Source organism: Bradyrhizobium sp. YCK136, from assembly GCF_044570075.1.
Lineage (GTDB): Bacteria > Pseudomonadota > Alphaproteobacteria > Rhizobiales > Xanthobacteraceae > Bradyrhizobium > Bradyrhizobium diazoefficiens.
In genome coordinates this window covers 6467809-6483111 of record NZ_CP172424.1, presented here as the reverse complement: position 1 = coordinate 6483111, position 15303 = coordinate 6467809, and the positions used below count along the sequence as shown (strand labels likewise).

The 15303-nt window shown below is 66.2% G+C and carries 13 protein-coding genes; 6 read left to right on the top strand and 7 right to left on the bottom strand.

What is annotated here, in order from left to right; genetic code table 11:
- The first annotated feature begins 8 nt into the window (after positions 1-8).
- A complete protein-coding gene (locus ACFLEY_RS31345) occupies positions 9-3125 on the top strand; it encodes an efflux RND transporter permease subunit (RefSeq protein WP_060911151.1) in 3117 nt (1038 codons plus the stop codon).
- Positions 3126-3145: 20 nt separating this feature from the next.
- Here the strand turns inward: ACFLEY_RS31345 and ACFLEY_RS31340 are convergent, their stop codons facing one another.
- The 5 genes from ACFLEY_RS31340 to ACFLEY_RS31320 form a co-directional block, all read right to left on the bottom strand.
- Positions 3146-4108: an amidohydrolase family protein gene (locus tag ACFLEY_RS31340; protein WP_060911152.1), complete on the bottom strand. Its 963-nt coding sequence runs from the start codon at positions 4106-4108 to the stop codon at positions 3146-3148.
- A 51-nt stretch (positions 4109-4159) separates the two neighbouring features.
- A complete protein-coding gene (locus ACFLEY_RS31335) occupies positions 4160-4717 on the bottom strand; it encodes a hypothetical protein (RefSeq protein ID WP_060911153.1) in 558 nt (185 codons plus the stop codon).
- 22 nt (positions 4718-4739) lie between these two features.
- The gene (locus tag ACFLEY_RS31330) at positions 4740-6170 is read right to left on the bottom strand and encodes a TolC family outer membrane protein (RefSeq protein ID WP_082756278.1); all 1431 of its coding nucleotides are present in this window, start codon (positions 6168-6170) and stop codon (positions 4740-4742) included.
- Positions 6171-6357: 187 nt separating this feature from the next.
- Positions 6358-7137 (bottom strand): enoyl-CoA hydratase, encoded by a 780-nt coding sequence (locus ACFLEY_RS31325; RefSeq protein WP_060911155.1) that lies wholly within the window; start codon positions 7135-7137, stop codon positions 6358-6360.
- Between the two features lie 182 nt (positions 7138-7319).
- The gene (locus tag ACFLEY_RS31320) at positions 7320-8012 is read right to left on the bottom strand and encodes a hypothetical protein (RefSeq protein WP_060911156.1); all 693 of its coding nucleotides are present in this window, start codon (positions 8010-8012) and stop codon (positions 7320-7322) included.
- 289 nt (positions 8013-8301) lie between these two features.
- Here ACFLEY_RS31320 and ACFLEY_RS31315 point away from each other — a divergent pair, with 289 nt between their 5' ends.
- Both ACFLEY_RS31315 and ACFLEY_RS31310 read left to right on the top strand, forming a co-directional pair.
- A complete protein-coding gene (locus tag ACFLEY_RS31315; protein ID WP_028172304.1) occupies positions 8302-8847 on the top strand; it encodes a sigma-70 family RNA polymerase sigma factor in 546 nt (181 codons plus the stop codon).
- Between the two features lie 2 nt (positions 8848-8849).
- A complete protein-coding gene (locus tag ACFLEY_RS31310) occupies positions 8850-9488 on the top strand; it encodes an NrsF family protein (RefSeq protein ID WP_011085823.1) in 639 nt (212 codons plus the stop codon).
- Here the strand turns inward: ACFLEY_RS31310 and ACFLEY_RS31305 are convergent.
- A complete protein-coding gene (locus ACFLEY_RS31305) occupies positions 9485-10588 on the bottom strand; it encodes a DUF2336 domain-containing protein (protein ID WP_060911157.1) in 1104 nt (367 codons plus the stop codon). The genes ACFLEY_RS31310 and ACFLEY_RS31305 overlap by 4 nt on opposite strands.
- Before the next feature lie 62 nt (positions 10589-10650).
- Positions 10651-11808: a GGDEF domain-containing protein gene (locus ACFLEY_RS31300; protein WP_211433400.1), complete on the bottom strand. Its 1158-nt coding sequence runs from the start codon at positions 11806-11808 to the stop codon at positions 10651-10653.
- Between the two features lie 439 nt (positions 11809-12247).
- On the opposite strand from ACFLEY_RS31300, the gene ACFLEY_RS31295 reads away from it, so the two are divergent.
- The 3 genes from ACFLEY_RS31295 to ACFLEY_RS31285 are packed head-to-tail and all read left to right on the top strand — an operon-like array spanning position 12248 to position 15210.
- Entirely contained in the window at positions 12248-12817 is a 570-nt protein-coding gene (locus ACFLEY_RS31295; RefSeq protein WP_038965738.1) for a sigma-70 family RNA polymerase sigma factor, read from the top strand.
- Positions 12814-13509, top strand: coding sequence for a hypothetical protein (locus ACFLEY_RS31290; RefSeq protein WP_011085827.1), 696 nt, complete (start codon positions 12814-12816; stop codon positions 13507-13509). Before ACFLEY_RS31295 ends, ACFLEY_RS31290 begins: the two co-directional genes overlap by 4 nt.
- 15 nt (positions 13510-13524) lie before the next feature.
- Positions 13525-15210: a S8 family serine peptidase gene (locus ACFLEY_RS31285; protein WP_060911159.1), complete on the top strand. Its 1686-nt coding sequence runs from the start codon at positions 13525-13527 to the stop codon at positions 15208-15210.
- Positions 15211-15303 lie beyond the last annotated feature (93 nt).

Here is a 15303-nt window from a genome sequence, read left to right as displayed (position 1 = left end):
AGACCTGAATGGATCGTCTCGTCGCCCTTGCCGTCAACCGGCGCTACCTGATGGTCGGCATGTTCGTTGCCGTGCTGATCGGCGGCTTGATCGCGTTCAACCAACTCAATATCGAGGCCTATCCCGACCCGACCCCGCCGATGGTCGACATCGTGACGCAGAGCCCGGGCCTGTCGGCCGAGGAAATCGAGCGTTACATCACGATCCCGATCGAGACCCAGGTCGCGGGTCTGAAGAACCTCACGACCATCCGCACCATCTCGCTCTACGGCCTCTCTGACATCAAGCTCCAGTTCTCCTTCGCCTACACCTACGACGAGGCGTTGCAGCAGGTCTTGAACCGCCTGGCGCAGCTCGCGCCGCTGCCGGGCAATGTGCAGCCGCACATCTCGCCGCTCAGCCCGATCGGCGAGATCTTCCGCTACCGCCTGGTCGGCCCGCCGAACTACAGCGTGCTCGACCTGAAGACGATCCAGGACTGGATCCTCCAGCGCCGCTTCCGCGCCGTGCCGGGCGTCATCGACGTCACCGGGTGGGGCGGCAAGAGCAAGACCTACGAGCTCCAGGTCGATTTCAACAAGCTCGTCGCCAACGGCCTGACGCTGCCGCAACTGCTCCAGGCGGTCGGCAATGCGAACGTCAACGTCGGCGGCAACACCGTCAATATCGGCCAGCAATCGGCCGTGGTGCGCGGCGTCGGCCTGATACGTTCGATCGACGACCTTGCCAACACCATGGTCTCGCAGACCAACGGCAACCCGGTGCTGGTCAAGGACGTCGCCACAGTCACGGTCGGGCAGAGGCCTCGCCTCGGTATTGCCGGCATCGACGATGCCGACGACATCGTGCAGGGCATCGTCCTGATGCGCCGCGGCGAGCAGAGCTCGCCAACCATCAAGCGCGTCCACCAGCTCGTTCAAACCATCAACAACTCCAGCATTCTGCCGCCCGGCGTGCGCATCGAGCGCATCTACGACCGCGGCGACCTGATTGAGCTCACGACCCACACCGTGCTGCACAACATGGTGGTCGGCATTCTGCTGATCGTGCTGTTGCAGTGGATCTTCCTCGGCGACCTGCGCAGCGCGCTGATCGTCGGCGCCACCATTCCGTTCGCGCTGTTCTTCGCGGTGATCATCCTGGTGCTGCGCGGCGAATCGGCGAACCTGCTGTCGGTCGGCGCGATCGATTTCGGCCTGATCGTCGATGCCACCGTCATCATGGTGGAGGCGATCTTCCGCCGCCTGACGCAGACGACCCCGGTGTCCGAATCCGAGCACATGTCGTCCGAGACGCTGTTCGGCATGAAGAGCCACGCCATCCTCAGCGCCGCGGCCGACGTGTCGCGCTCGATCTTCTTCGCCGCCGCCATCATTATCGCGGCCTTCCTGCCGCTGTTCACGCTCTCCGGCGTCGAAGGCAACATCTTCGGACCGATGGCGCGCACCTATGCCTATGCGCTTGCCGGCGGGCTGCTGGCCACCTTCACGGTGACGCCGGCGCTGTCCGCGATCATCCTGCCCGCGCATGTCGAGGAAACCGAGACCAAAGTCATGTTGATCCTGCACCGGATCTACATGCCGGTGCTGCATTGGGCCGTCGCCAATCGCGGCATCATGCTCGGCGGTGCGGTCGGCCTCGTGCTGATGACGGTGGCGCTCAGCCGGCTGCTCGGCCTCGAATTCCTGCCCAAGCTGGAAGAGGGCAATCTCTGGATCCGCGCCACGCTGCCGCCGACCATCTCGCTCCAGGAAGGCAACACCTACGTCAACGAGATGCGCAAGGTGATCCGCGCCCGGCCCGAGGTGGAATCGGTGGTGTCGCAGCACGGCCGTCCCGACGACGGCACCGACGCGGCCGGCTTCTTCAACGCCGAGTTCTTCGCGCCGCTCAAGCCCGTGAGCCAATGGCCCGGCACGCGTGACAAGGAAGAGCTGACCGCGCAACTGCTCAAGCAGCTCGACGACCGCTTCCCCGGCGTCGAGTTCAACTTCTCGCAATATCTCCAGGACAACGTCTCCGAGGCCGTCTCCGGCGTGAAGGGCGAGAACTCGATCAAGCTGTTCGGCAGCGATCTGCAGGCGCTTACCGACACCGCCAACAAGATCAAGCAGGTGCTGTCGACGGTGCAGGGTGTCACCGACCTTGCGGTGTTCACATCGCTCGGGCAGCCGACCATCCAGATCGACATCGACCGCGCCAAGGCCGCGCGCTACGGCCTCGCACCGGGCGACATCAACGCCACCATCAAGGTCGCGATTGGCGGCGACACCGCGGGCGATCTCTACGAGCCCGGAAGCGACCGCCATTTCCCGATCATCGTTCGGCTTGCGCCGGAATACCGCCGGAGCGCGGAGGCGATCCAGAATTTGCGGATCGGTGCGCCGGGGCCGAACGGGACCGTCACGCAGATCCCGTTGAGCGAGGTCGCCACCATCAGCCTCGTCTCGGGCGCGGCCTACATCTACCGCGAGCAGCAGGAGCGCTACCTGCCGATCAAGTTCTCGGTCCGCGAGCGCGATCTCGGCAGCGCGATCCGCGAGGCGCAGCAGAAGATCGCCGACCAGGTGCAACTGCCGCCCGGCGCGCACATGGACTGGGTCGGCGAGTTCGGCAATCTCCAGGACGCGATCCGGCGCCTGTCGATCGTGGTGCCGATTTCGCTGGCGCTGATCGGTGTTCTGCTCTGGTTCAATTTCGGCTCGATGACCGACACGCTGCTCGCGATGAGCGTGATCCCGATGGCGATCTTCGGCGGCGTGCTCGGGCTGTTGATCACCGGCACGGCGTTCAGCGTCTCCGCGGCGATCGGCTTCATCGCGCTGTTTGGCATTGCGGTCATGGATGGCATCATCATCCTGTCGCAGTTCAACCAGCTCATCGAGGAAGGCATGGACCGCGTGAGCGCGGTGATCCGCACCGGCGAGCTTCAGCTCCGGCCCGTGCTGATGACCTGCGTCGTCGCCGGCGTCGGCCTCTTGCCCGCTGCCCTGTCGGAGGGCATCGGATCGCAGGTGCAGAAGCCGCTCGCGGTCGTCGTCGTCACCGGCATGATGCTGGCGCCGGTCGTGATCCTGGTGACCTTGCCGGTCCTGATCTCCTTCTTCTCCCGCCGTGCGCGCTGATCGCGGGCGGCCGTCGCGACTCAGAATCCGTAGAGCCGCCCCGGATTGTCGACCAGGATCTTTTTGCGCACATCCGCATCCGGTGCCCACACCGGAAGTTGGTTGAGCAGGCGGCCGTCATCGATCTGGTAGAGAGGCGCGACGTCGGTGGCTTTCCGTCCCTCGACATGACTCGAATCCGGATGCGGCCAGTCGGTGCCCCAGACGATGCGATCCGGATTGGCCTCGATCAGCGCGCGCGCAAAGGGCACCATGTCCTGATAGTCCGGCGCGAGTTTTGACGAGCGATAGGCGCCGGAGATCTTCACATAGGCCTTGCCGGATTTGACGAGCGCGACCAGGTCGGAAAATCCCGGCTGCTCCAGCCCGAGCGAAGCCTCGAGGCCGCCGAAATGATCGAACACCGCGGGCACGGGCGCGGCCAGCACCAGGTCCTTGATCGCCGAGATCATCGGCAGCGTGGTGTAGAGCTGCACGTGCCAGCCGCGCGCCTTCATGCGCTCGACGGCCGCAGTGAAGCGGGCCCGGCCGACATTGGGATCGCTGATGCCGCCGGTCGCAAGGTTGATGCGGATGCCGCGGAAGCCTTCCTGCTGCATCGCATCGAGCTGCGCGTCGGTCGTCTTGTCGTCGATCACGGCGACCCCGCGCGCGGTTCCGCCACGCGCCTTCATGCCGAACAGAGTGGAGGAATTGTCGGTGCCGTAGACGCTTGGCGTGACGATCACCACGCGCTCGATATGCAGCGCCTTGTGCAGCGCGGCCATTTCTTCAGGGCTCGCCGGCTCCGGCGTATAGACGCGGCCTGCGAAGAACGGAAACTTTTCGGGATCGCCATGGATGTGGGTGTGGCAGTCGCAGGCATGCGCCGGAACGTCGAAATTGACCGGCGTCGCGGGCTGCGACGCGCGGGCGTGGGCTTTGCTGGTCATGGCTACTCCGGCGGCAAGTGAGGCAAGCAGGACACTGCGTCGGTCGAGCATGGTTTCTCTCCCTGCTTCGTTATTTGGAGGTTGAACCGAAATAGTATCACATCAGCCCGGCAATCGCTCCGCTTCGCTGCATAGCTGCTCGACAAGGTTCGCAAGCGGGTGTGAGCCGTCAACGCGCACGACCGGGCAGGGCAGGCCCGCGAGCCAGGCCTCATGCTTTGCAAGATTGCGGCCTTCGCGATCACCGGCCTCGTAATGGGAGGCCCATTCGACGAAGGCTTCGGTCTCGTCATGGCGCCAGCCGCCCGGCGCGACCGCCTCAACGCCAAAATGGGCGGCCTCGCGGGCGCGCAATCGCTTCAGCCGGATTTCGCGCGGTGCGGTGACGAAGACGACGAGATCGAACAACGGAACGAGTTCCTCGCCCCAGCCGGTGACCGATCCGCTGAGCACCCAATCGAGACGCGGCAGAAACATCTCGCGCATCAGGCGCAGGCGCTCCGCGCCGGGGCGCGTCGTCTGGTAGGGCGGCGCGGTCGGCAGCCAGAAATAATCATCGCTGTCGTGATGCGGAAGCGCAAGCCGCCCGGCAAGCGCGCGGCCGAGCGTCGTCACGCCGGACCCCGAAGCTCCCATCAGATGGATGCGGCGGCTCTTCATGGCACCGGCCAAAAGATTGAAACTACTGCCCCGACGGCGTGCGCAGGCCGTGCCAGGCGTCGCGGACCTGCTGGTAGTGCACCTCCGGCAGGTAGTCCGGCGTGTTCAGGCTCAAGGTCTTGACGTCGAGATGGCCGACGGCGCTGAGTAGCGTGTAGGAGGCGATCACGCGGTCGCGCAGCGCGCCGATCAGACGGGCCTTGGCCTGGATCAGATCGGCCTGCGAGTTCAGCACGTCCACCGTCGTGCGCTGTCCGCCGGCGGCCTCGCGCTGCACGCCCTGGAGCGCGACGGTCGCCGCCTTCACCTCGGACTCGGAGGCCGAGACCGCGATCTTGGCGCCTTCATTGGCAACCCAGGCGCTGACCGCCGCGGTGCGGGCCTGATTGCGCACCTGGTCTAGCACAAGCCGGCTCTGCGCGGTGACTTCCTTGGCCTGCCGGGTCTGCGCGGCGGCCTGGCCGCCGTCATAGATCGGCGCGGTGACGCTGGCGACGATTGAAGCCTGGTCCTCTGCGAAGGTGCCGAGTGTCGGGTCGTTGTTGCGGCTTTTGCTGGCGCTGCCCTGGATGCTGGCGCTCGGCAGCAGGGCGCCTTCCGCGACGCGGATGTTGGTGGAGGCGACATCGACGTCGAAGCCTGCCGCCATCACGGCCGGATGCTGGCGGATCGCCATTGTCAGCGCATCCTCGCGGCTCTTCGGCAGATAGCGGTCGACCACTTCGGCGGCCCGAAGCTGCGATGGCGCATTGCCGATCACCTGCGCGTATATTGCCTGGCTCACCGCGAGCGCGACTTCGGCGGCATTGAGGTCGGAGAGCCCGCGGTTGAGACGGGCCTCGGCCTGCGCGGTGTCGGTCGGCGTGACGTCGCCGGCGTTGAGGCGGCGCTGGGTGACGGAAAGCGTCTCGCGCAGGAAGGCGACGTTGGAGCGCTGCGCCTCCACCAGCGACTGATTCGCCAGCACATTGGTGTAGGCGGTGACCGCGTCGAGCAGCACGCCCTGGCCGACATTGCGCAGCGCCTCGCGGCCCGACTGCACCTGGAGCTCGGCGGCCCGCACGTTATTGGCGGTGCGGAAGCCGTTGAACAGGGTCTGCGTCACGGTGACGCCGATGACCCATGGCGTCAGATTGGCGGTCTGGATCGTGTTGTTGGGCAACAGGTTGCGCACCGACTGCAAGCCGGCGCTGAGGCTTGCAACGAGTTGCGGCCGGTAGCCGGCGAGCGCCTGCGGCACGTTCTCATCGGTCGCACGCTGCCGCGCGCGCTCGGCATTGAGCTGCGGGTTGGTCTGGTAGGCCTTGGCCAACGCCTCCGGCAGGGCTTCGGCCCCGGCGGCCGAGGGCAGGGCGCAACAGAGCGCCAGCGCGGTCCATGTCGCAAGCACAGGACCCACGCCCGATCGATGCCGCGTCATCACGCGACCAACTCTCGCGGCACGCCCAATCATGTAATCCCGCTAAACCCCGGCTGTCCGCCCCCGCCGACGGTGGCCTCTTAACTGTTTAACCAGCCGGGGTCCCGCAGGCAAACTGCCGCGGGGAAAACCCCCATGTATTCCGTGCTTGTTGCAGGCGCGTCACAGGGGTTGTGCGGGAAAGCGTCAGAGCCTTACACCGGCCTGACCAGGTGCCGCCTCAGCGGTTCTTGTTCACCGGCTTGCGCTTCTCGATGAACGCGGCCATGCCCTCGGAGCGGTCTTCCAGCGCGAAGGTCGAGTGGAACAGGTTGCGCTCGACGCTCATGCCCTCGGCGAGCGTGGTCTCGAAGGCGCGGTTCACCGCTTCCTTGGCCATGGCGACGGCGGGCCGTGACATCGACGCGATCTTTTCGGCGGCCGCCATCACCTCGTCCATGAGCTTGTCGGCGGGCACGATGCGGCTGACAAGGCCGCTTCGCTCGGCTTCCGCCGCATCCATCATGCGGCCGGTGAGGCAGAGGTCCATCGCCTTGGACTTGCCGATCGCGCGGGTCAGGCGCTGGGTGCCGCCGATGCCGGGAATGGTGCCGAGCGTAATTTCGGGCTGGCCGAACTTGGCGGTGTCGGCGGCGATGATGAAGTCGCACATCATGGCGAGTTCGCAGCCGCCGCCGAGCGCGTAGCCCGCAACAGCGGCGATGGTCGGCTTGCGGCAGCGCGCGACGCGGTCGCCGCCGATCGCGGCGAAATCCTCGGAGAACATGTCGATGAAGCCCTTCGGCTGCATCTCCTTGATGTCGGCGCCGGCGGCAAAGGCTTTCTCGCTGCCGGTCACGACGATGCAGCCGATGGTATCATCGCCCTCGAGATCGTCGACGGCGGCCGCAATCTCGCGGAAGACGCCGAAGGAGAGCGCATTGAGCATCTTCGGCCGGTTCAGCTTGATGATGCCGACCGCGCCTTGGCTTTCGACGATGATGTGTTCGAACGTGCTCATGCTCCACCCACGCTTTTGATTGGGCGGGCAATGTGCCTGCTGCCGCAGTGGGCTTCAAGGGGCCCCGAAAAGCTGCCGGAACAAGGCCGCCCGGGACGTGCAGCCAACTGCGCGTCCCGGGCGAGGTTCGTCGGGCCAAAAGATCAGGCCAAAAGATCAGGCCAAGAACTCAGGCCAAGAGATCAGGCCATGAACATCCGCGCGGCGGAGGCCAGCGTCAGCAGCGTGCCGACGCCGATGAAGATCTTGCCGATCAGGGAGCTCTGGTCCCAGGCCGAGCTCTGGTGGCTGCTCGCCATCACCGGCGCGGGTCGCGGCTGCGCGTCGGTTGCGGCGATCACCGCGTTCTGCTTCTGCGCCGGCGGGCTGTCCTGTTGCAGGGCGCGGTCGAGATCGTTGAGCTGGTCGGGCGCCACCACCTGGCTCTCGGCATTCGGGGCGGCGGTATTATCGGCCGCTGCCTGGACGTTGTCGTTGGCGCGGTCCGTCATCGCGGAGGCCGCAGCCGCGGGCGGCGTATCGGCGGCGGCGAGCTGAGCCTTAGCGTTGGCGACCTCCGGCGGCATCTGGCTCGAGGCCGGCACATCGCCACCAGCCTTGTTGTCGGCCTTGCTGTCAGCCCTGGCCGCGTCGGACTTTGCCGCAGCGTCCGTCTTGCCGGCCTTGTCGTCGGAGGACTTCTGCGCCGTCTTGCTGCTGGTGCGGCGCGCAGAGTGACGCCGGTGCTTGCTCGGCTGGACTGCATCAGCCTGTTTGCCTGCGCTGTCCGATGGGCTGCTCGCAGCCGAACTCGGCGCCGCCTGTGCAGCGCCTCCGAACAGCAGGAAAAGCCCGGCCAAAAGAATCAGGGCAGCGCGCCCGCTGGCTTTGATCATGTTGACGATCTCCCCAATCCACCCATGCCCGGACCGAACAGAGACGCCGTGGCGTGACGATAGCGGGGCAAAAAATGGGAATCTTCGGGCTAGACCGGGCAAAAACGGGGCAAGCCGCCCCCTCCGGGGCCGGCCGCCGGATGCGGACGGGACCGATCGGTGTTATGAGCCGTCGCGGATTTCCACGGCCGCATTGGACGGTGGCACAGCATCTATCACGAAACCGTGATCGTACCGGTGCCGGCGTAACAAATTGAAAGAGCGGCCGAATTGCATGATGAGGGCGCGGGTGCGCGGACGTGAGGACGAATGGACCGGCCTGATGCGGTCGGCCATGGCGGGCGATGATGCGGCGTATCATCGCCTGTTGAAGGCGGTCACGCCGGTGCTGCGCGCTGCCGCGAGGCGCGGGCTGGCGCGGGCCGGCCAGCCTCCCGACCAGGCCGAGGATATCGTGCAGGAGATTCTGTTGGCGGTGCATCTGAAGCGGCACACCTGGGACAGCGAAGCCCCCTTCGCACCCTGGCTGTTCGCGATCGCCCGCAACAAGCTGATCGATGCGCTAAGACGACGTGGCCGGCGGGTCTTCGTCAACATCGATGATTTCGCCGAGACCCTGCCGGGCGAGACGCCGCAGGAGACTGCTTCGGCGGGCGAGGTCACGGCGCAGCTCAACACGCTGCCGCAGCGCCAGCGCGACGTGTTGCAGTCGATCGCGGTCGACAGCGCGTCGATCAAGGACACGGCGGCAAAGTTTTCGATGAGCGAGGGCGCAGTACGGGTCGCGCTGCATCGCGGACTTGCGGCGCTCACGGCCAAACTGCGGGACCACTAGTCATGGATACCGATCAACTCATTCGCTCGCTTGCGGCCGACAACGCCCATCGCACCCCGCGCGTCGGCGCCGTGCTGACCATGGCGCTCCTGGTCGCCGCGCCGCTGTCGATCCTGATCTTCGCGACGTTCCTCGGCGTGCGGCCCGACGTGATGAGCGCCATGCACAACCCGTTCTTCGACATGAAGTTCGCGGTGACGCTGTCGCTCGCGATCCCCGCGATCATCGTCAGCCTGCATCTGTCGCGGCCCGAGGCCTTGCTGCGCGGCTGGGGCTGGCTGTTGCTGCTTCCCGTCGGCCTTCTTGCGGTCGCGATCGGCGGCGAGACGATGATGGCGCCGGCCATGCCGATGTCGATGCGCTTGATGGGCAAGAACTCCAGGGTTTGCCTGCTGGCGATCCCGGCGATGTCGCTGCCGCTGCTGGCGGGGGCGCTGTTCGGCCTGCGCCACGGCGCGCCATCGCACCCCGCGCTCGCCGGTGCGCTCGCCGGCCTGGTGTCGGCCGGGCTCGCTGCGACGCTCTACGCCTCGCACTGCACCGACGACTCGCCGCTGTTCGTCGCGACCTGGTACACGATCGCGACGGCGCTGGTAGCCGCGATCGGAGCGCTGCTCGGGGCGAGGGTGTTGCGGTATTAGGCCGCGGGCGTCGTGCCGTGCTGCATGCGGTGGAAACGCAGCACCTGCTGCGCGGTCGATGAGCGCAGGGCCTCGTAGGTATCGCGCAGCGTCAGCATGTCGGTCTGCGAGCCGCCCGAGAGCTTTTCGCGCAGGGCGATGATTGCGCGCACGCTCGCCCACGACATGCCCGCGACCTTGGCGAGGATCATCACGCCCTCGGTGCGGCTCTCGATCATCATGTTCTCGGCGGTCTCGACCGCAACGCCGGCGAGCGCCGCGAGGCCCGCATTGGTCTCGTCGAACTTGCCTTGCTCGGCGAACGCGGTGACCTGGAATTCGTTGAGGCGGCCGTCCTCGTGGAGCGACTTCACCAGCGCGCGCGCTATCTCGGTTTGCCGGGTCATGGCCGCGGCGCGGACCCGCTGGGCCGCTTCCTGGACCACGCTCGACACCTCGTCCGCGAGCTCCGGATGCGCGGCCTCGAGCTTCCTGCGCACGCTCAGGGACGCCTTCGCGACCAGCTTCAGGTAGTGATGGCGCGGCAGGTCGGGCCGCAGGCCGATGCATGTGGCGAGGTCGTCATCGCGCTCGGCCCGCGTGACGAGGTCGGAGAGGCTGTCCTCGGAGAGCTGTGCGCCGGGATTGCCGACGGTCGATTGCACGACGTCCTCGTTGCCGCGCGTCACCAGCACGTCGGTGAGTGCTGCCGACAGCACCCGCCGCAGCGAGATCGCCTTCAGATGCGCCTGACCCCGCGTGCGCGCGATCTCGATCAGGGTCGCCTCGTCCAGCCGTTCCGATTTCGACAGCACCGGTCCTGCGACCTCGATCACCTCGTCGAGCGCGAGCGTGCGGATGATCTTCGGCGGTGCCGCCGCGATCGGTGCGAGGCGGTCGGCGAGCAGCGTCCTCGCCGAGGTCTCGATCTGTTCGATCAGGCACTGGAATACGTCGTCGAACACGCGGATGTGCTCGTCGGAGTAATCCACTGCATTGCCCACGAACAGATCGGTGACGCGGCGCAGCGCCTCGACCCGGCGCACAACGGTGCCGTGCGAGAGCGCAGCCTGCAATTCCTCGAGCAGGTTCTCGGATGGTCTGGCGGATCTGGATATCATTGCCCTGTCCTGGAGCGTTTGGTCCGGCGGCGGCTTCTCACGTGCCGGAGAAAATGGGTTGGTCAGTTCGTTGCAATACGGTTGCGGCCTTGCGCCTTGGCTGAATAGAGCGCGCTGTCGGCGCGCGCGAGAAACGTGTCGGCAGTATCAACGTCGCGCAGCGTCACGACGCCCGCGGAAATCGTCACGCGCATGCCGGGGGAGAATGCGCTCCAGTCGAGATCGGCGACGATGCTGCGCAAGCGCTCGAGCATGCGCGAGGCCGCCTCGCCGTCGGTGTCCGGCAGCAACAGCAGGAATTCCTCGCCGCCGTAGCGGCCGAAGCAGTCGGTCGGGCGGATGTTGGCGAATATGGTGATCGCGAAGGTGCGCAGCACCTCGTCGCCGATGGGATGGCCGTGGGCATCGTTGATGCGCTTGAACCAGTCAAGATCGATCAGCGCGATCGCGCAAGATGTCGATGCCCGCCGCGACTTGTCCATCTCGGCGTCGAGCAGTCGCATGATGCAGCGGCGGTTGTAGGAGCCGGTCAGCTCGTCGAGCTCGGCCAGTTCCTCGATGCGCTGATAGGCAGCCTTCAGCTCGATGCTGCGCTGGTACAGGATCTTGCGTAGCGTGGCGCCGAACAGGCCGAGGAAGGCGCACTGGCCGATCACCAGCACGAAGCACAGCATCGAGGCGGTCCGCTGCAGCCGGGTAGCAACGGGCATGCCGATCGGCAGGTCGGAGGCAAGGAAGACGGCGGCAAGGCCGATGGCCGCGAGTGTCCAGGTGATCATCGCCTGGGCCGAGGTCATGCGCAGCGTGCCGAAGGCGAAGATCAGGAACAGCACGCAGATGAAGGCGATGCCGATGGTCGGGACCGACAGCAGGAACACGAATTGCAGCGCCATATGCGCCGAGATCTGGAAGACGGTGAGGTAGTGGTCGGTGAATCTGTCGCCGATGCCGGCTTCCGACAGCACGGTGAACGTGCCGATGATCAGGAGGCCGCCGAACCAGAACAGCGAGGCAATGTCGACCGAGATCGCGCCGTCATAGGCGTAGATCAGCAGGACCGAGGCGCCGAGCGAGTAGCTCGCCACCTGGCCGACATACATCTGGCGGCGCTGCCGGGCCCGGCGCTCCCGGACTTCGGGGGCCGCCGCCTCGGGCGCGAGAACGAGTTCCGCGACCTCAGCGGCATTCCTCTCCGGAAAGGACGTCGCGGCCGTGTTCATGGTCCCGCCAATGGTGGATGTCAGCCCAAAAATCTACGTGGCAAGCCTTTAGGTTTGGTATCCTTTGAAAGCGAATCCGAACCGTGCAGCGCAGAACAGGGTGATGTCGGTCGCTGGGGGAATTTGCCGGCGATTAGGCATCGTTTGCGATGCGGTCGAGCCAAAGCAGGCCTTCGTGAGACATACGTCGTGCAGGACTGCTATGGAACCGAACTTGGTCGGCCCGCCCGTGACCGGGCAGGCGTTCCGCAGGGAAATGTTGCAGTATTATGTTACCGATCTGGATCCAAACGGCCGACCCGCACGGGCGGGACAGGAAAAATCCGCGTATGTGGGGTAGAGCACACAAGCTCCCGTATGACTGCGGTAGGTTGAACAATTTTGCACCTGCCGTCGAACCGTCCGCTGCATCGACCCGACCAACCTTGCGAGACGGCCTTTGAGCGTGACACAGGCGGCTTCGGACGAGATCCTCATCGCCAGGATCGCTCAGGGTGACCGGCTTGCCATGCAGGTGCTGTACGGGCGGCACCATGTCAGGGTCTACAGGTTCGGCCTCAGGCTCGTACGGGACGAGCAGGCGGCGGAAGACCTCATCAGCGAGGTGTTTCTCGACGTCTGGCGTCAAGCCGGCAAGTTCGAGGGTCGATCCGCAGTTTCCACTTGGCTGCTGGCCATTACCCGATTCAAGGCCCTCTCGGCGCTCCGGCGCAGGAAGGACTTTGAGTTGGACGAAGACGCCGCGAACGCGATTGAGGATACGTCCGACAATCCGGAAACGGTGGTGCAGAAGAAGGATACCAGTGAAGCGTTGCGGGAGTGTCTGACAGGCCTCTCGCCGGAACACCGGGAAATCGTCGATCTCGTCTACTACCACGAGAAGTCCGTGGAAGAAGTGGCCGAAATCGTCGGGATACCGGAGAACACTGTAAAGACGCGCTTGTTCTATGCGCGCAAGAAACTGGCCGAACTGCTGAAGGCAGCCGGCGTTGAGCGAGGCTGGCCATGATGGCTTTGAGCAAAAAGATGCTGGAGCAAGAGCCCAGTGAGATTGAACTGCTGCTGCCGTGGCACGCGGCCGGCACGCTGAACGCGCGCGACGCCCGCCGCGTCGAGGACGCGCTGGCGCGTGATCCCGAGCTCGCGAAACAATATGCCGCGATCCGCGGCGAGTACGAAGAGACCATCCATCTGAACGAGAGCCTGGGGGCTCCGTCGGCACGCGCGATGCAGAAGCTGTTCGGCGCGATCGACGCCGAGCCGGCGCGTGAGACCGGATCGCTGCCGCTGTCGGCGCGCATCGCGACCTTCTTCGCGAGCCTGTCGCCGCGGACCCTGGCCTGGTCGGCGAGCCTCGGTGCAGTCGCGCTCGTGCTCCAGGCCGGCATCATCGGCGCGGTGCTGATGAAGACCCAGCCCACGACCTTCCAGACCGCCTCGCTTTCGACCAGCGCGCCGATCACGCGCGAGCTTGGCGCTGCCGTTGCGCCGGCGCGCGCGCTGGTGCGCTTCACGCCCGAGGCGCGGGTCGCCGACATCACGGCGCTGCTCGACAGCTACCAGGCCTCGATCATCGGGGATGCCAAGGGCGGCATGTTCCGCCTCCAGTTCGACAAGGCGATGAGCCAGGACGAACTCGCCTCGCTGCTCGGCAGGATGCAGCGCGAGAAGTTCGTCAACCTCGCCGTCGCGGCGCCGTAAGGCGCCGCTGAACCGATGACGCGCAAGTCCGAGAGTAAGTCGCGAGCCGGGGCCTACGCTTCGTCGGTCGGAGCCGCGCTCCTGCTCGCCGCCAGTCTCGGCGTCGAGGTTGCGCAGGCGCAGGCGATCATGCGCACGCCCACGATCAGCGTTCCCTCGCGCACGCCGACCATCTCTCCCAACGTTGCTGCGCGGGCGGTAAGCATTGATCGCGGCCCGCGCACGATGACGACCGCACGTATCTCTACGCCCCGAATCGGGCCGGCGCCGGTGCTGCCTTATGCGCGCTACTCGCCGAACCTGTATCCGTCCTGCACGGCACCGTACCGCGACGCCGACGGCGAATGCCTGGCGCAGCCAAATACAGGCGGTGACGGCGCCGGCAAGTCCGGCAAGAAGAGCGCGGGCAAGGGGCGCGGCAACAACACGCCCGTCGCCCTGAACCAGCGCATCTTCGCAGGCGAATTCGTCGCCGAGATCGACGGCGCGCTATCGGTGACCGAAGCCGATGAGCTCGCGCGTCGCCACGGCCTCGCGCGCGTCGCGTCCGAGAATTTCCCGCTGATCGGGGCGACCTTCGGCCTGTTCCGCATCACCGACGGCCGGCCCGCCGAGACGGTGCGGCGCGAATTCGCCGCCGACGGTAGCGTGCGCTCGGTCCAGCCCAACTTCCGCTACGTGCTCCAGGACCAGAAATCCTCCGTGCCGACCGAGGGCGATCCCGCGCAATATGTGCTGGGAAAGCTCCGCCTCCCGCAGGCGCACACGCTGGCGCACGGCGCCAACGTGACGGTTGCCGTGATCGACTCCGGCATCGACGCCAAACATCCCGAGCTCGCCAATTCCATCGCCGACAATTTCGACGCGCTCGGCAGCGCCGAGGGCCCGCATATTCACGGCACCGGCATCGCCGGGGCGATCGTGGCGCATGCCCGGCTGATGGGCAGCGCGCCCGAGGCGCGCATCATCGCGATCCGCGCCTTCGGCGGCACCACGGGTGGCGCCGAGAGCTCGTCCTATATCATCCTGCGCTCGTTGAACTACGCCGCCGAGCATGGCGCGCAGATCGTCAATATGAGCTTTGCAGGTCCGAAGGATGCCGTGATCGAGCGGGCCATCGCGGCGACCGCGGCGCGCGGCCTCGTGCTGATCGCGGCCGCCGGCAATGCGGGTGCGAAATCGCCGCCGCTCTATCCCGCCGCCAATCCCAACGTGATCGCGGTCAGCGCGACCGACCAGCAGGACAAGCTGTTCACCGCCTCGAACCGCGGCAACTACATCGCGCTGGCGGCGCCGGGCGTCGACATCTTCCTGCCGGCGCCGGAAGGCAAATACCAGATGACGTCGGGAACCTCGTTCTCGGCGGCCTATGTCTCCGGCGTCGCGGCGCTGCTGCTCGAGCGCAACTACGCGCTCAAGCCGGAGGCGCTGCGCATGACGCTTGCGAAGACCGCGCGCGATCTCGGCTCACCCGGGCGTGATGATCTGTTCGGCGACGGCGAGGCCGATGCGTTTGCCGCGGTCATGGCTGTTCCCGCCGACAGCGCGACGCCGGTTGCGGCCGCGTCCGGTACAACAAAACGTGAAGATGGGCAGCCACGTCGCGACGAGCCCGGCATCCGCGCGATCGAGCAGCCCTCGCTGTCGAGCTCGAATGATAAATCCACGATTTCTCAGGTGGATAGGCCGGCGACGCGATAGGCGCTGCGACAACTTTGCGCGCGGGCCGAAGGTTAAATAATCGAACGCCGCATTGAACGTTCAGCCGGCTGCCACGACCAAATTATGTGGGAG